Source organism: Nitrincola tapanii (assembly GCF_008368715.1).
GTDB classification, from domain to species: Bacteria; Pseudomonadota; Gammaproteobacteria; order Pseudomonadales; family Balneatricaceae; genus Nitrincola; species Nitrincola tapanii.
This window is the reverse complement of record NZ_SMRS01000001.1, coordinates 355,821-377,469: the sequence shown is the minus strand read 5'-3', so window position 1 is coordinate 377,469 and position 21,649 is coordinate 355,821. Positions and strand designations below refer to the sequence as shown.

General features: G+C 52.2%; 23 protein-coding genes. 3 read left to right on the top strand and 20 right to left on the bottom strand.

The window, feature by feature from the left end; translation table 11 throughout:
* Positions 1-11: 11 nt before the first annotated feature.
* The 9 genes from E1H14_RS01910 to ffh all read right to left on the bottom strand — a co-directional run bounded on the left by E1H14_RS01910 (position 12) and on the right by ffh (position 8,216).
* Complete coding sequence (locus tag E1H14_RS01910; RefSeq protein ID WP_149389752.1) at positions 12-1,313, bottom strand: homoserine dehydrogenase; 1,302 nt, start codon at positions 1,311-1,313, stop codon at positions 12-14.
* A gap of 132 nt (positions 1,314-1,445) precedes the next feature.
* Entirely contained in the window at positions 1,446-2,180 is a 735-nt protein-coding gene (locus E1H14_RS01905; protein ID WP_149389751.1) for a DsbC family protein, read from the bottom strand.
* 60 nt (positions 2,181-2,240) lie between these two features.
* A complete protein-coding gene (xerD, locus tag E1H14_RS01900; RefSeq protein ID WP_200834003.1) occupies positions 2,241-3,167 on the bottom strand; it encodes a site-specific tyrosine recombinase XerD in 927 nt (308 codons plus the stop codon).
* Positions 3,164-4,555, bottom strand: a complete 1,392-nt coding sequence (locus tag E1H14_RS01895; RefSeq protein ID WP_149389750.1) for a hypothetical protein — start codon at positions 4,553-4,555, stop codon at positions 3,164-3,166. Before E1H14_RS01895 ends, xerD begins: the two co-directional genes overlap by 4 nt.
* Positions 4,556-4,724: 169 nt before the next feature.
* On the bottom strand, positions 4,725-5,081 hold the full coding sequence (gene rplS / locus E1H14_RS01890; protein WP_149389749.1) for a 50S ribosomal protein L19: 357 nt from the start codon (positions 5,079-5,081) through the stop codon (positions 4,725-4,727).
* Between the two features lie 18 nt (positions 5,082-5,099).
* A complete protein-coding gene (gene trmD, locus E1H14_RS01885) occupies positions 5,100-5,849 on the bottom strand; it encodes a tRNA (guanosine(37)-N1)-methyltransferase TrmD (RefSeq protein WP_149389917.1) in 750 nt (249 codons plus the stop codon).
* 3 nt (positions 5,850-5,852) lie between these two features.
* On the bottom strand, positions 5,853-6,398 hold the full coding sequence (rimM, locus tag E1H14_RS01880; RefSeq protein WP_149389748.1) for a ribosome maturation factor RimM: 546 nt from the start codon (positions 6,396-6,398) through the stop codon (positions 5,853-5,855).
* A 23-nt stretch (positions 6,399-6,421) separates the two neighbouring features.
* Positions 6,422-6,673 carry a 30S ribosomal protein S16 gene (gene rpsP / locus E1H14_RS01875; RefSeq protein WP_149389747.1) on the bottom strand — a complete coding sequence of 84 codons (252 nt, stop codon included), beginning with the start codon at positions 6,671-6,673 and terminating at the stop codon, positions 6,422-6,424.
* A gap of 160 nt (positions 6,674-6,833) precedes the next feature.
* Positions 6,834-8,216, bottom strand: coding sequence for a signal recognition particle protein (gene ffh / locus E1H14_RS01870; RefSeq protein WP_149389746.1), 1,383 nt, complete (start codon positions 8,214-8,216; stop codon positions 6,834-6,836).
* Positions 8,217-8,384: 168 nt separating this feature from the next.
* Here ffh and E1H14_RS01865 point away from each other — a divergent pair, with 168 nt between their 5' ends.
* Positions 8,385-9,179, top strand: a complete 795-nt coding sequence (locus tag E1H14_RS01865; protein WP_149389745.1) for a cytochrome C assembly family protein — start codon at positions 8,385-8,387, stop codon at positions 9,177-9,179.
* A 73-nt stretch (positions 9,180-9,252) separates the two neighbouring features.
* The gene (locus E1H14_RS01860) at positions 9,253-10,524 is read left to right on the top strand and encodes an HlyC/CorC family transporter (RefSeq protein ID WP_149389744.1); all 1,272 of its coding nucleotides are present in this window, start codon (positions 9,253-9,255) and stop codon (positions 10,522-10,524) included.
* Between the two features lie 33 nt (positions 10,525-10,557).
* On the opposite strand, the gene E1H14_RS01855 is transcribed toward E1H14_RS01860, so the two are convergent.
* Positions 10,558-11,142, bottom strand: coding sequence for a CoA pyrophosphatase (locus E1H14_RS01855; RefSeq protein ID WP_149389743.1), 585 nt, complete (start codon positions 11,140-11,142; stop codon positions 10,558-10,560).
* A gap of 99 nt (positions 11,143-11,241) precedes the next feature.
* Between E1H14_RS01855 and E1H14_RS01850 the strand changes: the two genes are divergently transcribed.
* Positions 11,242-11,814, top strand: coding sequence for an NUDIX hydrolase (locus E1H14_RS01850; RefSeq protein WP_149389742.1), 573 nt, complete (start codon positions 11,242-11,244; stop codon positions 11,812-11,814).
* Here the strand turns inward: E1H14_RS01850 and E1H14_RS01845 are convergent.
* The 10 genes from E1H14_RS01845 to dnaJ all read right to left on the bottom strand — a co-directional run bounded on the left by E1H14_RS01845 (position 11,808) and on the right by dnaJ (position 21,572).
* Positions 11,808-13,625 carry a V-type ATP synthase subunit A gene (locus tag E1H14_RS01845; protein ID WP_149389741.1) on the bottom strand — a complete coding sequence of 606 codons (1,818 nt, stop codon included), beginning with the start codon at positions 13,623-13,625 and terminating at the stop codon, positions 11,808-11,810. The two genes, E1H14_RS01850 and E1H14_RS01845, sit on opposite strands and share 7 nt — an antisense overlap.
* Positions 13,625-14,326, bottom strand: a complete 702-nt coding sequence (locus tag E1H14_RS01840) for a hypothetical protein (RefSeq protein ID WP_149389740.1) — start codon at positions 14,324-14,326, stop codon at positions 13,625-13,627. Before E1H14_RS01840 ends, E1H14_RS01845 begins: the two co-directional genes overlap by 1 nt.
* A complete protein-coding gene (locus tag E1H14_RS01835) occupies positions 14,326-15,006 on the bottom strand; it encodes an ATPase (RefSeq protein ID WP_149389739.1) in 681 nt (226 codons plus the stop codon). The genes E1H14_RS01840 and E1H14_RS01835 overlap by 1 nt, the downstream gene beginning before the upstream one ends.
* A 10-nt stretch (positions 15,007-15,016) precedes the next feature.
* Positions 15,017-15,463 carry an ATP synthase subunit C gene (locus E1H14_RS01830; RefSeq protein ID WP_149389738.1) on the bottom strand — a complete coding sequence of 149 codons (447 nt, stop codon included), beginning with the start codon at positions 15,461-15,463 and terminating at the stop codon, positions 15,017-15,019.
* A complete protein-coding gene (locus tag E1H14_RS01825) occupies positions 15,451-17,232 on the bottom strand; it encodes a V-type ATP synthase subunit I (protein ID WP_149389737.1) in 1,782 nt (593 codons plus the stop codon). Before E1H14_RS01825 ends, E1H14_RS01830 begins: the two co-directional genes overlap by 13 nt.
* A complete protein-coding gene (locus E1H14_RS01820; RefSeq protein WP_149389736.1) occupies positions 17,229-17,831 on the bottom strand; it encodes a V-type ATP synthase subunit D in 603 nt (200 codons plus the stop codon). Before E1H14_RS01820 ends, E1H14_RS01825 begins: the two co-directional genes overlap by 4 nt.
* A gap of 3 nt (positions 17,832-17,834) precedes the next feature.
* Complete coding sequence (locus tag E1H14_RS01815; RefSeq protein ID WP_149389735.1) at positions 17,835-19,199, bottom strand: V-type ATP synthase subunit B; 1,365 nt, start codon at positions 19,197-19,199, stop codon at positions 17,835-17,837.
* A gap of 86 nt (positions 19,200-19,285) precedes the next feature.
* Positions 19,286-19,606, bottom strand: coding sequence for an NGG1p interacting factor NIF3 (locus tag E1H14_RS01810; RefSeq protein ID WP_149389734.1), 321 nt, complete (start codon positions 19,604-19,606; stop codon positions 19,286-19,288).
* Positions 19,607-19,608: 2 nt separating this feature from the next.
* The gene (gene dapB / locus E1H14_RS01805) at positions 19,609-20,418 is read right to left on the bottom strand and encodes a 4-hydroxy-tetrahydrodipicolinate reductase (RefSeq protein ID WP_200834002.1); all 810 of its coding nucleotides are present in this window, start codon (positions 20,416-20,418) and stop codon (positions 19,609-19,611) included.
* A 26-nt stretch (positions 20,419-20,444) separates the two neighbouring features.
* Positions 20,445-21,572, bottom strand: a complete 1,128-nt coding sequence (dnaJ, locus tag E1H14_RS01800; protein WP_149389733.1) for a molecular chaperone DnaJ — start codon at positions 21,570-21,572, stop codon at positions 20,445-20,447.
* Positions 21,573-21,649 lie beyond the last annotated feature (77 nt).

Here is a 21,649-nt window from a genome sequence, read left to right as displayed (position 1 = left end):
CTGTTTAATCCTTAATCTGCCAGGTGATCAACACGAATACGAATCACCTCACCCAGAATATCGGGCAGGGCTTCAATTTCACGAATCGCTTCATTCATCATGCGCTCTTCGACACGCTGCGTCATCATGATCACAGGCACTTGGGCTTCCCGTGTTTCTTTCTGAATGATGGCACTGATATTGATGCCTTTTTCGCCGAGGATGCGGGTCACATGGGCCAGAACACCCGGGCGCTCAACCGCCTGTAAACGCAGATAATATCCGCTCACTACGGCCTCTACGGGTAAAACTGGAGTTTCCGCTAACTCAGCGGACTGGAAGGCTAAAGGCGGTACACGACTGTCCGCCGAAGCCCCCAACATACGTGCCACATCGACGATATCCGCCACTACCGCAGAAGCGGTCGGCTCGGCACCGGCACCCGGTCCGTAATACAGCGTTTGCCCTACCGCATCCCCTGAGACCACCACAGCGTTCATCACACCATTGACGTTGGCTAACAGGGCGGAAGCTGGTATCAGGGTAGGATGTACACGCAGTTCAATACCGGCTGAAGTACGGCGACTGATGCCCAGATGTTTAATGCGGTAACCCAACTCTTCGGCGTACTGCACATCATCCGGGGTGATTTTGCTAATGCCTTCGGTGTAGGCTTTGCTGAATTGCAGCGGAATGCCATAGGCAATGGAGGCCAGTATGGTCAGCTTATGCGCCGCATCGATCCCTTCAACATCAAAAGTTGGATCAGCTTCAGCGTAACCCAAGGCCTGAGCTTCCGCCAAAACCTCCGCAAAAGCACGGCCCTTGTCCCGCATTTCTGTCATGATGAAGTTGCCGGTACCGTTGATAATGCCCGCCAACCAATTAATTTTGTTGGCGGCCAAACCTTCACGTATCGCTTTGATAATCGGAATACCGCCCGCCACCGCTGCTTCAAAAGCCACCACAACGTTTTTCTTCTGCGCGGCCGCAAAAATTTCGTTGCCGTGCACCGCGATCAAGGCTTTGTTCGCTGTGACCACGTGTTTACCCTGCTCGATTGCCGTCATCACCAGCTCACGTGCCGTATCATAGCCTCCGATCAGTTCAACAATGATGTCGATTTCAGGATCACGTGCCAAGGCGAGCACATCCGCCTGCAAGGGTATCTCACCCGTAGCACAGGCAGGGTTAGCATGACGGCTAGCAATCGCAACCACCTCGATACGACGACCGGCGCGACGTGCGATCTCTTCGGCATTGCGCGTCAGGACATTAAACGTACCACCACCGACGGTACCCAGGCCACAGATCCCCACTTTTACCGGTTTCAAACGACACCTCACAAACTGATTTTAAGACAGACAGGCACCCAACAGGGCACTGAAAAAATGCGCACTAGTATAACGAAAAACGGGGAGCTTGCACCATGCATCCTCCCCGTTTCCAAGCTCTGGCTCAGAGTTTTAGCGTAGGCCCAGCGCCTGAGCTAACTGTTTGGCCGGTTGATATCCTGGAATCAAACTACCATCTTCCAGAACCAAAGCAGGAGTGCCCCTCACACCCATCGCCTGCCCCAGCTGGAGATGTTCACGAATAGGGTTATCACAACTCTGGTTTTCGATCGTTTTCCCCCCCTTCACCTGATCCATTAAGCGATTACGCTCAGCAGGGGTTTGACCGCACCAGATCGATACCATGGTGTTATAGGTCGCTGAATTCGGCCCCTGACGCGGGAAAGCCAAGTAACGAATCTCGATCCCCAGCTTATTTAACTCAGGGATCTCCGCATGCAAACGACGGCAATAGGTACAATCCACATCGGTATAAACCACCAAGCTTGCTTTGGTTTCTCCTTGAGCCGGATAGGTAATGAACTCGGCTTCCGGCACTTGTTTGAGCGCGGTGACACGCTGACGGTTCTGCGCCAACTCGGTTAGATTAATCAAGCCCGCTTCAGCATCCGCGCGGAACAGATGACCGATAAAAAAGTGCTGACCATCTGCTGTGGCATAAAGCAACTCACCACTGTCGAGCGTGACTTCATAAAAGCCATCCAGCTCTGCCGGGGAAATAGAATCCACCGGGATGCGTGCATCCGCCTCCTGTAACTGCGCACGTATCTGCTGTTCTGCGCTATCTTCTGCCCAAGAAAAACCTGCCAGCAAGAGCAGCACTAGGGTCAGCATCGATTTTTTCATAAATAGCCTCAAGCGTTTTTAAGTCCAAGTTGTACTCAGAGTCTGAGCAAAAAATAAAGTTCAACCTCGCGGATGGTGTTCCAGATGCAAGGCTTGCAAGCGCTGTTGCGCCACATGGGTATAGATCTGGGTGCTAGAGAGATCGGCATGGCCCAGCAACATTTGCACGACACGCAGGTCGGCACCATGGTTCAGCAGATGCGTCGCAAATGCATGACGTAATACATGGGGAGAAAGCGCTTTGTGAATCCCTGCCTGCTGTGCATAAAGGCGTATTCTGTGCCAAAAGGTTTGGCGTGTCATCTGCTGACCGCGCTGACTTAAATACAACACCTCTTCTCCGGACAAAGGGTGCAAATCGGCGCGCGCGCCTTGAAGATAACGCTGCAGCCAGTACAAGGCTTCATCGCCGATCGGCACCAAGCGCTCTTTATCGCCCTTCCCTATCACCCGTATAACCCCCAAACGCAGATTAACTTGGCTTAGAGTCAAACCCACCAATTCACTGATCCGCAAGCCCGAGGCATAGAGCAACTCCAGCATACTGCGATCACGTAACCCCAAGCGCTCCGAAGTATCAGGTGCCGCCAACAGTGCCTCAACATCGGCTTCGCTGAGCGTTTTCGGCAGAGGACGTCCAAGTTTAGGATTCGCCAAATTCAGTGTGGGATCGAGGGTGATATAGGCTTCACGCACCAAAAAACGGTAAAACCCTCGCACACAAGAGAGAAAGCGCGCATTGGAGACAGATTTAAATTCTGCTTGCTGTCGCCTCTCAAGGTAGGCTTGAAGATCGGCACGCCGCGCCTGAAGCAGGGTTAAAGCACGCGCCTCCAGCCAGCAGGCAAAGTGATTCAGATCGCGACGGTAAGCCGACTGAGTTTGAGCACTCAACCCCTTTTCCAGCCAGAGCGCTTGAATATAGTTCGAAATCAACGCCACAGAAGCCTCGGTAGGAATCTGCGCGTTAAAACGACGATCACTCAACGATACACTTCCATGCTTTGCAACTTATCCAGTTCCACTGGATATTCAGCCACACCTCGATTCACCCTCTCCGCAACCCTAACAACACCCCCTTCAACGCTGATCAGCACCCCCTCAATACGCTTACCAAAATAGGTGTAAAAACGCACTGGATGGCCAACGTACTGAGGCAATTCGCCAGCTTGCACCGCTTCAAAGCGCCGACTCATGGCTTGTGGGCGTATTGGCGTCTCGGATCTAGGCTCGACAGCCTCCGGCGTTATAGAAGAAGGACTCTCTAACTCAACGTCTACCTCCGACTCTGCCTCTGATGCCACTTCTGACGTCACCACGTCCGAGCCAGCCGTTGTCTGTGCAGGCACTGAGCCATACCCCTGCCACCACTGCATCCAATCAAACTCATCTTGCAGCGCGAGACTGTGTTCATTCACGTTTAACTGGATGCGGAGGCGCTCAAGCTTCGCCATCCAATCCGCTTCTGACATCATGGTGTCCGCAACCCCCAATCCACCCGGAAGAATCAGACTCACGCTGGCCTGCGCATTGGGTGTTTGCAATGCTTGATACGCACTTTGCAAGGCAGGGGAAAGCTCTACACCCTGGCTTGCCAACCATTGCAAGAGTAAGGCTTGATGATTTGCTTGATAGCTCGCGACATCGGTACCGGCTTGCGCCGCACAAAACTCCTGGCGGCGGCGGTTAAAACCGACATCCTGGTAATCAACACTCAGTTGATAAACACGTAAGGCCAAGGGTGACCAACCTGCTCCGGCGGCCGGTAAGGCCATATTCACACTTAATCCCGTTGTCCACCAACTACGCAGATCGGTATAAAGATTCAGGTCTAAACGTCCAGCGCTCGGATCAGGGCGTAGACTGACATCCATATCCAGCTGCACTTGCCGCATCCCCATCATACGCAAAGCGGTCAGATCAAAACGCCGCACCGGACCACACCCCAATGCCGCAGGATCAATACCTGGTTCAGCAGCATTCAAACTGCGACTCATCTGATCCAAGGAGAGAAACAGCGGTGAGTTCAGATCCAACGCCAAACCACGCAGATGCACACTTAGGTGTTCCGGCAACTCGGCCCGGTTCAGTGCTTTCTGCGGGTTGAGCAAAAACAGAGGATCAGCAGAACGCAGGGTTAGGCTTTCGATCACAATCGGTGCTTGCCCCATGGCCGCTAAGGAGAGTTGTGTTAAGCGCACTGCACCCCGCGGATCCAAACTGAATCCCTTGTAGTCAAGGGTGACCAAGGGCGCCGTCGCGGCCAACGCCGTATCCACTTCTTTTTTAATGCGATAGTAGGCATAGGCATAGACCGTCGCTGCTATCAGAATCAGCAGTAATACAAGCAGCAAGAACCGACGAATCCAACGCATAGTGGCATAATCCTTAGGGAATAATACTTCTCTGCATTCTAAGCTGAATTGTCCGAGAATGCGAAGCAGGCAGGGCCAAATCTGTTGAGGTTTCAAGGCCTCTTTGCACCTAATTTTAGGGCGAAAAAAAACGGCCACCAGGGCCGTTTTTTCTAGCAAGATCGTCAGATCAAGCCAGTTTTTCTTTGATACGTGCAGATTTACCGCTACGCTCACGCAAGTAGTACAACTTAGCCTGACGTACATCACCACGACGCTTGACGCTGATGCTGTCAATCACTGGGCTGTAAGTCTGGAAAGTACGCTCAACACCCACACCGTGAGAAATTTTGCGCACTGTGAAAGCTGAGTTCAGGCCGCGATTACGCTTGCCGATGACAACGCCTTCAAAAGACTGCAGACGTGTACGCTCACCCTCAACCACCTTAACCTGGACGATAACTGTATCGCCTGGTGCAAAAGATGGCACCTCTTTGTTCATCTGTTCAGCTTCAATCTGCTGAATAATTGTGCTTTTGCTGCTCATGGCTCGCTCCTGTATTTTTCAACCGCACGCCTGCTCGGCTTCGCGGATATATTCGCTTAACAGCGCTTGCTGCTGCGGGCTGAGATTGATCTTTTCTAACAGATCGGGACGTCTCTGCCAGGTTCGGCCCAATTGCTGTTTCAAACGCCAGCGCTTGATTTCAGCATGGTTACCTCCTAACAACACAGACGGCACTTCCAATCCATCTAGAGATTCGGGGCGAGTATAGTGCGGACAATCCAGCAAACCTGCTGCAAAAGAATCTTCGCTTGCAGAGTCCTGATGCCCAAGGACACCAGGCAGCATTCGTGCCACCGCATCTATCATCACCATGGCCGGTAATTCACCCCCACTGAGGACAAAATCACCTAAAGACCACTCTTCATCGATATCGGTCATCAACAGGCGCTCATCAATACCTTCATAGCGCCCGGCCACCAATATCAGACTTTCTTGGTTGGCCAATTCACGTACACCGCTTTGATCTAAACGCCGTCCCTGAGGAGACAAGTAGATCACTCGCGCCGCACCTGGAGCCGAAGCTCTTGCCGCTTGGATCGCATCACGCAAAGGCTGCACCTTCATCAGCATACCGGGACCTCCCCCGTAAGGGCGGTCATCGACTGTGCGATGGCGGTCCTGGGTGAAATCACGAGGATTCCAGCAACTGACCTCAATCAGTCCTTGGCGTACCGCTCTACCGGTGATTCCGAACTGCGTGACCGCGTTCAGCATCTCTGGAAAGAGACTGACGACTCCAAACCACATCACTCAGAACTCCGGGTCCCAATCGACCCGCATGCGTCCTGAATCTAGATCTATCTCTTTAACCACCTGATCCGGCAAATAGGGAATCAACCGCTCAACTGTATCGATGCTTTCTGCTGTGGGATAAACCACCAGCACATCGTTGGAACCGGTTTCCATCAGATGATCAACCCGACCCAGCAACACGCCGGATTCGGTATATACCAAAAGATTTTCAAGCTGACTCCAGTAGTACTCATCTTCTGCAAGTGCCGGTAATTGTGATGACTCGACTAAAAATTCGAGCCCCGACAACGCCCGTACCGCTTCAGGGGTATCATAACCAGAGAGCTTGGCAATCAAGCCTTTACCATGACGTTTACCTTCCTCCAGCTTGAGCTGAACCAGGCGCCCATCATGGATAACCTGCCAGGGAAGATACTTCAGTACATTGTCCATCGGCTCGGTGAAAGAAAAAATCTTCACCCAACCCCGCACACCGTAAGGTGCCGCAAAACGGCCCACTACGACTGCCTTAGTTCCTGCCGACTGAGAGTCTACTGAGTTCATACCTATCAGGCCCGTCAACCTGCTTACTGTGCAGCTTTACGTGCTTCTTTCACCAGCTGGGCAACACGCTCAGACGGCTGTGCACCTTTGCTGATCCAGTAATCTACACGTTCCAGGTCGAGACGCAGACGCTCTTCCTGACCCCGAGCAACCGGGTTGAAAAATCCCACCCGCTCAATAAAGCGGCTGTCACGCGCACAGCGTGAATCGGCAACAGTGATTTGATAAAACGGACGCTTTTTAGCGCCACCGCGAGACAAACGAATAGTGACCATGCGCTGGACCCCTTTATTTCGCAAGGATGGGTTTTGAGATCGCCCATCGTTAATAAACCCCACCTGGATCGCTTTAAGAGCCGGCCAGATAAGGACCTTTCAGAAAACAAGCCGCGAATTGTACGCGAAACAAACAATCTTGGAAAGGCGCAATCACAAGTCAGATGCGCGGAAATCCGCCGCCACCGCCCATTCCGGGTGGCATCATTCCTTTCATGCCACGCGCCAGCTTCATCATGCCGGATTTGCTGCCAAACTTTTTCATCATCTTCGCCATCTGCTTATGCTGCTTGAGCAGGCGATTCACGTCCTGAATCTGAGTGCCCGATCCGAGCGCAATACGGCGCTTGCGTGAACCTGAAATCATATCAGGGTTACGACGCTCAGCCGGTGTCATGGAGTTAATAATGACTTCAAACTGCTTCATGCCTTTTTCAGCCTGCGCGGCTTGCGCCGCCTGAGCCATCTGTCCCATACCCGGCAGCTTCTCCAGCATACTCATCATGCCGCCCATATTGCTCATCTGCTGGATCTGCTCACGGAAATCTTCAAGATCAAAGAGTTTGCCTTTAGTAATCTTTTTCGCCAGCTTTTCCGCTTTGTCTTTATCGATCTTCTGCTCAGCTTCTTCAATCAAGCTCAGCACATCCCCCATTCCCAGAATGCGGGACGCGACACGATCTGGGTGGAAGGGTTCTAAGGCATCACTCTTCTCACCGACACCAAGAAACTTGATCGGCTGCCCGGTGATATGACGCACCGATAAGGCCGCCCCGCCACGCGCATCACCATCGGTTTTGGTCAGAATCACACCGGTTAATGGCAGGACTTCACTGAAGGCCTTGGCGGTATTCGCGGCATCCTGGCCGGTCATGGAATCGACCACAAACAGGGTTTCGATCGGCTTCACCGCGTCATACAGCTGACGTATTTCGGCCATCATTTCACTGTCAATCGCCAGACGACCTGCCGTATCCACGATCAGCACATCATGATGCTGCAAGCGTGCATGTCGGATCGCGGCATTCACGATATCAATCGGTTTTTGCTCAGCCGTCGAGGGGAAAAAATCCACCCCGACTTCGCCGGCCAGCGTTTCCAACTGACGAATCGCTGCAGGGCGATAAACGTCAGCCGAGACCACTAGCACTTTTTTCTTTTTCCGTTCTTTTAAAAAGCGTGAGAGCTTGGCCACCGATGTGGTTTTACCCGCCCCCTGTAGACCTGCCATCATCACAACCGCCGGCGGTGTGACACTCAAATTGAGTTCTGAGTTGGCTTCACCCATCACCCGGACCAGCTCTTCGTTGACAATTTTTACGAAGACTTGTCCTGGGCTCAGGCTCTTGCTGACCTCTTGGCCGACTGCGCGCTCTTTCACGCTATTGATAAATTCTTTCACTACAGGCAGCGCAACATCTGCCTCCAGCAAAGCCATACGCACTTCACGCAGCGTGCCTTTGATATTCTCTTCCGTCAGCCGCGCCTGACCGGTCACGCTGCGCAGCGTCTGGGTGAGTCGTTGTGTCAGATTGTCAAACATGCAGTGCCTCAATCATCTAGAGCTGGGGGTCGCTTTTCAGGCGCATCGGCCCAGGGCAAAATCGAATAACCCAACATTATACAGAAGCCACCGAGTGGTAGGCAGCTTATATTTCCTCAAGACTGAGTTTATGCCACACTTGTTGGCCTGTATGGAGACTTGTAAGCAATGCTGAGCCTGACCACCCTGACTGCCAGTGCCGCCTATCTTTTGGCGAGTGTTTTACAATGGCAATATGCCTGCGCTAAACGCCCGGACCCACGTCTTAAGGTGCTTGGCTTGGCCTTTATCGCCTTTCTTTTACATGGTGCTTCGGTTTACCAAACGCTACACCAACCTCAGGGCATCGACCTGGGTGTGTTTAGTGTTAGCAGCCTGATTACTTGGTTGGTGGCAGCATTGGTGATTGGCAGCAGCTTACGTCAGCGCATCGACAACTTGTTTATCGGTGTCTTTCCCATTGCTACCCTCTCCTTGCTTTGCGCTGCCTTTATCCCCTATTCAGGCCTAATCAAACCCTATGAAGGCGGCTTGATTCTGCACATCCTCTTATCGGTTTTGGCCTATAGCATCTTCACCCTGGCCAGCTTACAAGCCATTCTTTTATCACGTCAGCAACTAGCCCTGAAACAGCACCATACGCGCGGTTTAGTGGCCAGCCTGCCGCCCTTGCAGATTATGGAGCGCTTATTATTTGAGATGCTCTGGGTCGGAATTTTCCTCCTCAGCGCCGCACTGATCAGCGGCTTTGTCTTTGTAGACGATCTATTTGCTCAGCACTTAGTCCATAAAACCCTGCTGTCTTTGGCTGCTTGGCTGATTTTTGCCCTGCTCTTGGCCGGCCATCATTTCTTAGGCTGGCGTGGCCAAACAGCGCTACGCTGGACGCTGAGCGGCTTTATTTTGTTGATGCTCGGCTTCTTTGGTTCAAAAATCGTTTTGGAGTTGATTCTACACTCCTGACTTAGGATCTATTGACAGCCAGGGCCAGTGTCCAGACAATGGCAAGCCATCTGATCAATAAAGGTTCCCTCTTTTGGAAGACGCGTCGATAGGCTCATTACTGATCCTCCTGGGTTTTCTGATACTTCTTTCCGCATTCTTCTCCAGCTCGGAGACTTCGATGATGGCGCTAAATCGCTATCGTCTTCGCCATCTGGTCAAAAAGAATCATCGCGCTGCCACCAAAGCCAGCAAGTTGCTTGAGCGCCCCGATCGCTTGATTGGTGTGATCCTGATCGGTAATAACTTTGTTAATATTCTGGCATCTGCGATTGCAACGATCATCGCCGTTCAACTCTGGGGAGAAGCTGGAATTGCGGTCGCCACCGCTGTATTAACATTGGTCATTTTGATCTTTGCGGAAGTCACTCCGAAAACCCTGGCCGCGCTGCATCCTGAGCGAATCGCTTTTCCCGCCGCCTATGCGTTGCAACCTCTACTCAAATTATTTTATCCACTGGTTTGGCTAATTAATGCTATTACCAATGGTTTGCTGCGCCTTTTACGTGTAAATACCCTGCACAATGGCAATGACCACCTCAGCACCGAGGAGCTGCGCACACTGGTGCATGAGGCCGGCGCCTTATTACCGAAGCGCAACCAATCGATGCTACTCGGCGTACTGGAACTGGAGGCAGTGACGGTTAACGATATTATGATTCCGCGTAATGAGGTTGAAGGCATCGACCTGGATCAAACGCTGGATCAAATCCTGTTACAGCTCTCACGTACTAAACACACCCGCTTACCGATTTTCCACGGTGATGTGAATCAGGTGGTGGGCATCCTACACATGCGCAATCTCGCGCAGCTGATTCAACGTGGCGAAGTCACTAAAGAAGCGATCGTTCAGGTCGCGCGCGAACCTTACTTTGTCCCAGAAAGTACGCCTCTGCAAACCCAGCTCCTCAACTTCCAAAAGCAAAGCCGCCGTATCGGTATTGTGGTGGATGAATATGGAGATGTGCTCGGAATTGTGACGTTGGAAGATATTCTGGAAGAGATCGTCGGTGAACTCTCCGCTGAGCACAACGATCTGATTGAGGATATTCATCCTCAGGATGATGGCAGCTTTTTCATCGATGGTGGTGCTTATATCCGTGATATCAACCGTGCTCTGCACTGGGATCTGCCCACGGATGGCCCCAAAACCTTAAATGGCCTCATCACCGAAACCCTGGAGTCCTTGCCCGATGCCAATGTCTGCTTAGAGATTGGCCACTATCGTGTCGAAACACTGCAGATTCAGGATAAATTTATTCAAACCGCACGCATGATTCGCCAGCCAAAAAGCAGCCAAGCTTAAAACCAGCATTGGATACCGGACAGAGACCGTCTGCTATCTCTGTTCCGGTCGTTGGGTTCGCACTCCCTCCAGACCCAAACCCACCTCTAACAACTCCGCAATAATGCAAGCCGTTAGGCCCCAAATGTGTTCACCCTCATAATCCCAAGCAGGCAAGGTGACTTGTAATCCGCGCAGAGCATAGTGCTCAAAACGCACGGGGGTCTCCAGAAAAAAAGCCAGAGGGACACGAAAAATCCGCGCCAGCTCATCTGGATTGGCAGACAAGGCTTGCTCAACGGGAATCAAACCCACCCAAGGGGTCACCAGAAGCTGATGCTTAGAAAGTAACTGCCCCAAAGGAGCAACCAACTCCACCTGCTCACTCGGCAGCGCGATCTCTTCCTGCGCTTCTCTGAGCGCAGTCGCCGCCAAACTCAGATCTCCGCTGTCCTGTTTACCGCCGGGGAAACAGACTTCACCCCGATGCGTATTCAAATGCTGAGCACGCACAGTCAACACCAACTCAGGATGCTGTTCATGGCGGGTAATGGGTACTAACACCGAAGCCTGTTGTGGACGTGGCGGCAACGCCTGCGCCTGATGGGCCTGTAATCTCTGCACTAAGCTTTGCAGCATGAACTCTCCTTTTATTTCAGGATCATAACTTAGCTCACAAAGCTCGACCAGCCATACCGCTCTGTCTACAATGAAGACACCCATTCAAGGACTGTTCGGATGAAATACTGCTCACAATGTGGCCAAGCGGTCACACAAAAGATTCCCGCGGGCGATAACCGGCATCGTTATGTCTGTGACCACTGTCATACGATCCATTATGAAAATCCGCGCATCATCGCCGGCTGTCTACCGGTTTATCAAAACCAGGTACTTCTCTGTCGTCGTGCGATTGAACCACGCTACGGTCTCTGGACCTTGCCGGCAGGCTTTATGGAAAATGGCGAATCGACTGAACAAGCGGCATTACGTGAAACACTTGAGGAGGCCAATGCTGAAGTGGTGATTCGTAAGCTCTATACCCTAACCTCTATTTTGCATGTTGATCAGGTACAGATGATCTATTTAGCCGATCTACCTGAACCCATCTTCAGCGCCAGCGAGGAGTCCTTAGAGGTACGCCTATTTAGTGAGGAGGAGATCCCTTGGCAGGAGCTGGCTTTCCCCACCATTGGTAATGCCTTGCGCTTTTATTTTGCGGATCGCAAAACCGGCGACTTCCCACTACGCCATCTTCACCTCGATCGAGGTGCCGATGGCACAGTGAATTGTGAGCTTGGTACACATCAGTGAGCCACCGTACCCAGCTGTTCAATCTCTTGAATGTAGCGCTGATATTCCGGACTGTCCGTACGGGTGTAGTTCAGGTTACGGAAAAGGTTGGTTAACTGCACAAAATGATGCCGCGCCGCCTCTTTATCCGTAAAGGGCGGTAGCTGCTGCAGACTGCGATAGAGCAAGCGAAAGAGATCACGCTGACGCATAATCGGCGCTGAAATATCTACCGCATCAAAGGCATCCTGCTGAAGATACACTTGGTCCAAGCACTGAGCTTTCTGCCAAATCAGATAATCATCCAAGGTAACGCCTTCTTCCCCAGTCACTTGCATCATCTGCTGAACTTCTTCACCTTTACGCAAAAGTGTCAGCATCTGCCTAACCTGCGGCACCCAATCCTTATCCATATGTGTCTGGAACCAACCTTCTAACTGCTCCAGATAACGCGACCAAGAGATCAGCGGATCAACAGCAGGATAGGCACGTTTATAGGCACGATCCGCACTGAGCCCTAGAAAGGTTTTCACGGTACGCAGCGTCGATTGGGTAACAGGCTCCTCAAAGTTACCGCCCGCGGGTGACACCGTCCCAATTAATGTCAGGCTACCTAAGGAGCCATCATTGGTGCGCACCACACCGGCTCGCTCATAGAGCGCACGCACGGCGGAATCCAGATAGGCTGGAAAGGCTTCTTCACCGGGAATCTCCTCAAGACGCCCCGAGGTTTCACGCATCGCCTGCGCCCAACGCGAAGTCGAGTCAGCAATCAGCAGCACGTTATTGCCCATCTGACGATAGTACTCACTGATGGTAATCCCCGTGTAAATAGACGCCTCACGTGCGGCGACCGGCATAGAGGAGGTGTTACAAATAATCACCGTACGATCCATCAGCGTTCCGCCTTTGGGATCTGGGGTTTTCGGAAATTCCGTTATGGTTTCCACCACTTCACCGGCACGCTCACCGCAGGCAACGATCACCACGATATCGACATCAGAGAAGCGTGAAATCAGGCTTTGCAAAACCGTTTTACCGGCCCCAAAAGGCCCAGGTATACAGGCTGTGCCGCCTTTAGCAACGGGAAAAAAGGTATCGATCAAGCGTATCGTGGTGAGCATAGGCTCATCAGGATAAAGACGCTCACTGTAGCCTTCACGCAGAAGATGACGATTCACCGGAATACGCACCGGCCAAAATTGCTGCAGAGTGATTTCCCGCTCTTCTCCACGTGCATCCCGCAACCTAACGACAGGCGTAGTCACCGTAAAGCTCCCTTCCTGTACCCAGGTCACCTCTGCTTCTCCACGCAGATCAAAAGGCACCATAATTTTGTGTGCAAAGCGACGCTCTTGGACACTTCCCAGGGCATCACCGGCTTTCACCCTGGCACCTATTTTGACACAGGGCTGAAAGGACCAGTGCTGCTGTTGATCAATACCCGAAACCTCCAAACCACGCGGCAGGAAGAATCCCTGTTGGGCGGCGATCAGCTCCAACGGATTTTGCAGACCATCATAGACCTGTCCGAGCAAACCTGGCCCTAAAGCCACCGATAAAAGACGCGCACTCTGCTCAACCGGATCGCCTATGGCCACACCACGCGTATTTTCAAATACCTGGACATCCGCTTCACCGTGACGCACCCGCAGAACTTCTGCTTGCAAGCGCTCTTGTCGACCATCCACGGCCAAACGACTGGGACAAATATAGACCACTTCGTTTTTGGTCAGTGGAAAATACTCACCGGATTCATTCTGCATCAGCACGATGGTGACGATGTCATCGCGCACACCCGCGACGCGAGCGGTTACCTGTGTTTCCTTCATCAGGAAAAATCCTCAAACATCTGCTCAAGTTGACGCTCTATGCCGCTGTGCTGCATCAGATCATCACTGAGGGTGGCAAAATAAGTCAGTGCCGCATCCGCATCACTTTGCAGGCGCTGTTCGGCCAAGCCAAAACGCAGCACAAAGCAGGCGACGGTTTCAAACGTAAAATGTTCACTGCGCTCAACCCTTAACAAGTCTTGCCAGAGATAGTCATCCATAAAGGTTTGCAGATCGCCCGACAAACCCTGCTGAAACAATTTCCCCATCTCCTCCAGATAAGGGATGGCACCTTCCAGACCAAACAAGGGCTCTTGCCAATGTTGCTGAATACGCTGGGTCCAGCGCCCTATGCCACGAAAGTGCTCAGCCTGGGTCCGATCGCGCTGGCGATAACGTAATGCGGCCAGTAATGTCTGCATCTCTAAGCGCAACAAGATACACTCATGCAACGGAGCCGAATCAATTTTCAAGCACAGCGTTTGCCACTCTTTAACCCAATCTTGATCGGGCTGCAGGCTGATACGCGAAGCAAACCGATGGTAGAGTGCTTCAGCCCATTGCAGACGCTGTTTATCCTCATCTGCCAGCAGACTCAAACGCCGATCCAAGGCGATACGTGAGATCGGCAAATCTCGACAGCGCTGCATCTTTTCGGGCAACCAGGGTAATGAAGTCACCAACGTATAGTAGGCAGACACTAGCGGATCACTCCCTCAAGCAGCGCTCGAAAGCGCGGCTGAAGGTGTTTGAGTAACACCTGAGCCACCGCCGCATCGGTCATGTCGATTTCGACATCACGTCCCTGCAAACGAATACGAATGCCCTGACCTTCGTGTGTATCAAACACCACACCTTCACGCAGTAAATCTGCAGACAAGGACTGTACAAACTGACTCAAACGGCCTTGGCGATACTCATGCGCATTGCGGCGCAGCTCATCCAGCCCGATAAACTCCTCCGGCAGTAGAACTTCCAAACCTTCAGCGTCCATCTGCGTTTGCCGACATACTTTACCCGCTAGCTCCAGGATTAAGCGCTGCATGAACTCGCGATTATCCATCTGCTGTTCAACCAGACGCTCCACCTGATCGGCAAAACTGCGTGCCATACTCTCCTTCAGATCTAAGAGTAAATCACGAGCTGCCATTTTCAGGGCGGCTTCGCCCGCTTGATGCAGTTGTTCGGCTTCACGCTTGGCTTTTTGTAAAAGCTGCTCCGCCTCATGTTCAGCGGCTTCGCGAAGCTTTTGTGCCTCTTGGCGTGCGTCTTTCAGCAAGGCCTGCGCTTCTTCACGCCCCTTATCCACCCCTTGACTGCGCAACTGCTCGATCAGCGCTTCGACACCCGAGGAGGGATGATGCTTTTCCTGCCTATTCATAGACTCACTCCTAAGCGGGGACGCCGGCACTGAGCACCAGTGCAAAAATAAAGGCAAAAACCGCAAAACCTTCGACGATAGCCGCCGGGGCTAAAGACATACCAAAGATTTCTGGACGAATTTTTGAGACATTAATCGCAGACGCACAACTGCGGCCTTGATAGATCGCACTGAACATCAATGCCAAACCACACAGCAAACCAATCGCGGCCAAACCCGGTGCACTTTCCGGGGTCATTTCACGATTTAACGCAAACATGACCACGATGCCGTAGATTGACTGTGAGGAAGGCATGGCGGAGATCCCGATATAACGACCATGCCCGGTTTCCGTTTCCAACAAAGCCCCCGCTGCCGCTTGCCCGGCCAGAGAACAGCCGATCATACTGCCGATTGCACCGAGTGCCATCGGACCGTACAGACCCGCCCAGCCTAAAGCCATAATTAGGTTTTCCAAGGGGTTACCTCCTGTTTTGCAAAGGGCTGGAAGGCATAGCCTTCATCCGCCAAACTCCAGTTATAAAATTCAATCAGATTCAGACGCAATCCATGAATCACGCCACTGACTACGGTCAACACAAAATTCAACAGATGCCCGGTTAAGAGAATCAACACCTGCAAAAATACACCTATCCCCGGCAGGGCGGTGGCCACATCACTGGCTAATTGATTAAACGTGATGGCCAAAGATGCACTGGCCAAACCCAACGCAAAAAGGCGCAAATAACTCAGCACATCCCCAAACAGCTTGGTTAAGTTGGTCAATGCCAGCCCACCACGCCAAATCTGTCGAAGCTGCCAAACCTGCCCCTGCTCGGTCATCACCAGAACCAAGACGACCCCTGCTAACAATCCAAACTGAGTGATCCAGGGCCAGCTGAACAACCAGCCCAAAAGAGCGGATAAGACAGCGAGAGCCCAGCCCAAAGAAGCATAGGCTTGGAGCGAGCGCCGCCGCACCCAGGCCATCATGACATTCGCCAAAATCAGGTGCGCCGCACCGATACTGATCGACAGTGCCATCATGCCGTCAAAATCTTTGAGATCGAAGAATTTCAGTGCTGCTAAAGCCGCGATCGGTGCTTCCGCACCAAAATAACTACCAACGGCCACACCCCAGACTAAACTGGCCGTTACCAAAGCCAGGCTCAGATTGCGCAAACGTCGCGCCGTGACGGAACTGTCTAAACGACGCCAGTAGTAGGCTAATAACCCACCCATCAACAAGGCATAACCGGCGTCGGACATGATGATGGCAAAAAAAGCGGTGAAGGAGAAAAACACGACACGCGACGGGTCCCAAGCATGGTAGTTGGGCGTCTGGAAGAAACTCACCACCTCCTGACCACCGCCTAGGATTTCGGCATTTTCCAAGCGTGTCGGCGGCAACTCATCCACATCCGCTTCTTCCACCAAAAACACCAGCCCCTGTTGTTGCGCAAAGTCGTATAGCGCCTCGATATCTTTAACGGCGACCCAGCCTTGTAACGCAAACACGTCCTCTACATCCCAGGTCATCTCGGCCACGCGCGCTAAATCGGCTGCATCAGCGGTGCTGGCCATATAGAGTTGCAACTGGTAGATCCAGCGCGTCAAAGCTTCACGTTCTGCTTCCACCGATTCCAATGCGATTTCGAGATCTTCTAACTCTTGTTCCAACTGCGACAAGGGCACCTGACCGGTTAAGGTACGCGCCACCGGCATACGATTGGCATCAGGTTCGGTTGCAGACAAGACCACAATATAGTGGTAACGGTTGTCTTGATGCACCGATGTCCAGATCAAACCTGAGCGTTCCACCTCACGCATCTTGAAGTTGGGAACCAGATAGAACCAAAGCTTTTGATGCGCCAGCGCCTCAACCTCAGGCAGGTTAAAATCGCCCCAGGGTTCAAGATCGCGGATGCGTTTCTCTAGAAAGTCACGACGCGAGGTCATTTCTAAGCGCTGGCTACGATTCTTGTCGATGCGTGTCAGCATCTCAGCCAGATTAAAATTAGGCGCACGCAGGACCTGGCGACGCTTTTCTCGCGATGCCAGAAGGTATTGCAATGCACGTTTCAAGCGCTCAGGGTTGACCTCCAGCGCATCGTCCTGGGTATGCGTACCGGCGGCCTGCAAAGGAATCACATGCATCAACCCCAGACTTTGCACCGCATCCAAGATCGAGGGTTTATCTTGTGTCAGCCCAATCAGGGCGACTTTTTGCACCCGTAAAATTGTCATGCACTGGCCTTTAAGCGTTTGTTTTTAGCAATTTTGGCTCTGACCACACCGGCACGCTCTGCATCCGCCAGAGCGATATGGATCTTGCGGATGTTTTTCTGTGATTGCGGGATCAACACCTTATCAAACAGATTCAGACGCTGCGTGGTTTTCTGCAAACCGCGATTGAGCAAACGCAAACGCTGCTCGGTAATCTGCAGCTGGGTCTTTAAGCGCACCATTTCACACAACTGCTCACTTAAGCGATCCAACCAGTGCGCACTGGCTAAACAGGAGTAAGGCGGAATCTCAATCTCCAAAGATTGCAATAAAGGCAGGCGGATACCGACTAGGTTCGTTTCACTCAATTGCAAAGATTTAATCCTCACCAGATCGGTAACACGACCTTGAAACTGCGGCAACATCGGCAGTTGTGCTTTTACCAAGGCTTGTAGGGCTTGCAATCCGGCTTCCTGTGCATGCTTTTCTTTTTCCGTGCTCACTCGTGCGGCCAACAACTGCTTACGCTTCAGATCCAACGCCGGCACAAATTTCTGGTAGGCTTTAACCTTTCGGCCTTCTTTATTTAACGTGCTTTTGTTAAGCGCCAGACGTGTCACGGCCTACCCCTTTGCCAAGGCTGCAGTCGGAAAATACTTATCAATCAACGCCTGTTTCATCAATAACTCTTCAGGTTCAAAACACTCAGCCAGCGTTTTCCAACACAGATCCAAGGCTTTTTCCAGAGGCAAGGACACACGAATATCCATAAAACGTTGATGAAACAACTCACCAAACTTCAACAACCGCTGATCATACTCTGTCAATTCAAAAGACATCGCCTGCTTCTGCAAGGCATCCTGTGAGGCGGCATAAAAACGCACCATGGTGTTCATAATCTGACCATGATCCTCACGAGTCACTTTGCCGATCACATGCTGTTTAAGACGCGACAGGGAACCAAAGGGATCGAGTACACCATTGTGTAAGTAGAACTGGCCTTCGGTGATATAGCCGGTGTTATCCGGTACCGGATGGGTGACATCATCACCCGGCATAGTGGTCACCGAAAGAATAGTGACGGAACCCGCGCCTTTATAATCACAAGCTTTTTCATAGCGCCGCGCTAACTGTGAGTAAAGGTCACCGATATAGCCTCGGTTAGAAGGCACATGCTCCATCGCGACACCCACCTCTTTTAAGGCATCTGCATAAGCCGTCATGTCGGTTAATAACACCAGCACTCGCTTACCTTCCTCGACAGCAAACCGCTCTGCCACGGCCAGCGCCATATCCGGCACTAACAGGGCTTCCACGGTCGGGTCTGAGCCTAGATGCACATACATCACCGTTTTAGCGAGCACACCCGCTTGTTCAAAGGCACGGCGAAAGAAGTGATAATCGTCAAAGATCAAACCAATACCGCCAAAGACGATGATATCGGCATCGGCATGAGCACCGATCTGCGCTAACAATTGATTGTAGGGCTCACCGGCAACAGAGAAGATGGGGATTTTCTGGCTTTCAACCAGGGAGTTAAAGATGTCGATCATCGGTACATCGGTACGAATCATGCGCGAGGCCAAAACGCGTCGTGCCGGATTTACTGTGGGGCCATCGATTTCAATATGCGGCTCTTCACTCAGATTCGGGCCGGAATCGATCGGCTCTCCCGCTCCAGAAAACACGCGCCCTAGAATATTGCCGGAGAAAGCCACCTGCATCGAGTGCCCTAGAAAGCGCACACTCGCTTGCGTGGAAAGGCCTTTAGTACCAGAGAAAACCTGAAGTGAAACACTTTCACGCCCAAGCTCAATCACCTGAGCTAGATAAGGCGGCTGCGAGGGGTCTTGCGTATTTTCGATCAGCGCGAGGTCACCAAAACCGATCTTGCCGACCTCTCCCTGCGCGGGAGCGGGGACATAGACACGAACTAGATCACCCACTATCTCAAGAATCTTTGAGTAACTTAACAGCAGCTGTGACACAAGCTCACTCCCTGACGATTCACGATAACGTCAGATTAAGCCATGCTTGTGACACTTAAGCAACAGAGTCGAGGGAAGTGCTTGATTTAGAGCAAATCAGGATCGATTAGAGCGCTCAGTTCATAAGCGATCTCTTCGTAGGGATGCGAGGATTTGAGGGTTTCTACCGCTTGTCGAGCGACCTCAGGAGATAGAACCATCTCCACCTTCCACTCCGGCAAAATTTCGAGTTGCATCTGCGCACCAATATGCGGCTGGCTGCCCGGCAAGGGGCGAAACTGCCCCTGGCCTAGCACCTGCCAACAACAGCTGTCATAGTGACCGATTCGGCCCGCACCGACAGCAAAGAGCGCCTGCTTAACTTCTTCCAGATGACTATCAGGGACAAAAAAGCAGAGCTTATACATACTTATTTCAGCCCCAGCACATCTTGCATATCATACAGTCCGGCAGAACGATTTTTTAACCAAATTGCCGCACGCACCGCTCCCTTGGCAAAGGTCATACGACTGGAAGCCTTATGCGTGATCTCAATTCGTTCACCTTCGGTCGCAAACAGCACCGTGTGATCACCCACCACATCGCCAGCTCGAATGGTTTCAAAACCTATCTCTTTCGCGCTACGTGCACCGGTATAACCTTCACGCCCATACACTGCGCAGGTTTTCAGATCACGACCTAAGGCATCCGCCACCACTTCACCCATACGTAGCGCCGTACCAGACGGGGCATCCACCTTATGACGATGATGGGCTTCAATCACTTCAATATCGTATCCGCCATCGTCCCCGAGGGCTTTAGCCGCGACTTCCAGAAGCTTAAAGCAAAGGTTTACACCCACACTCATGTTAGGTGCAAACACTAAGGCCATATCGGCAGCGGCCTGTTTTAGCTCGGCTTTATCAGCGTCGGTTAAACCGGTTGTACCGATCACCATCTGTTTCGCCTGAGCGCGACAGATCGCCAGATTCTCGAGGGTCACCGCGGGTGCGGTGAAGTCAATCAACACATCAAACGCATCGATCACCTGCTGCAGACTGCCGACCAGCACGACTCCCAGCTTACCAACACCCGCCAACTCACCTGCATCGGCACCGATCAGACTACTGCCTGGCTCCACAATCGCGGCACTCAGGCAAACCCCATCACTCTGCTGAATCGCTTCAATCAGCGTTTTACCCATACGGCCGGCAGCACCGGTTACTGCGATTCGGATCATTTATTCACCTCTGTATGACCCCTCGTTCAGGTCATATCCTCAAAGAACTTCTTCACGGAATCAAAAAAACCATGACGTTTCGGGCTGTGCTTATGTTGGCCTTCTTCAGTGGCATCCTGAAACTCTCGCAGCAACTCTTTCTGGCGACTGTTCAGATTAACCGGTGTTTCCACGATAACTTTAACCATCAAATCACCAACCCCGCCACCACGCACAGGCAACACACCCTTACCGCGTAAGCGAAACAGCTTACCGGTTTGTGTTTCAGAAGGCACTTTTAACTTAACGCGGCCATCCAGGGTCGGCACATCCAGTTCACCACCTAGCGCAGCATCCACGAAACTGATCGGCACTTCACAGTAGAGATGCTTACCGTCACGCTGGAAGATCGGATGTTCTTTTACATTTACCTGGACATAAAGATCACCGGCGGGTCCTCCAAAGGAACCGGCCTCACCCTCGCCCGCCAAGCGGATGCGATCTCCGGTATCAACTCCTGCTGGAATCTTAACCTGAAGAGTTTTGACCTTCTCAACACGACCATGCCCACGGCAGTCTGTACAAGGGTCAGGAATGACCTTACCGCTACCATGACAGGTCGGGCAGGTTTGCTGAACCGAGAAGAAACCCTGCTGCATGCGTACCTGACCCGCGCCACCACAGGTACCACAGGTACGTGCACTGGTTCCCGGCTTAGCGCCACTTCCATCACAGGTTTCACAGGCAACCAGCGTTGGCACACGCAGGCTCTTTTCACAGCCACGCACCGCCTCTTCCAGGGTGAGATCGAGGTTATAGCGCAGGTCAGAACCGCGTTGCACACTGCTACGACGTGACCCACCGCCACCAAAAATATCACCAAAGACATCGCCAAAAATATCGGAGAAATTGCCTTCGAAGCCGCCATGGAAACCACCGCCGCCCTGACCGTTCACGCCGGCATGACCAAACTGATCATAGGCAGCACGCTTTTGCGCATCGGAGAGGACTTCATAAGCTTCACTCAGCTCCTTGAACTTCTCTTCGGCTTCTTTGTTGTCAGGATTACGGTCGGGGTGATACTTCATCGCTAAACGGCGATAAGCTTTTTTGATGTCTCGCTCTGAGGCATCACGCGGTACATCTAATAGTTCGTAATAGTCTTGCTTTGACATAGTCCGAAATCAGTCCGGTTAGGCTTGACTCTCTAGGAGCCGGACACGACAACGCGGGCCAGTGCCCGCGTTGCCTC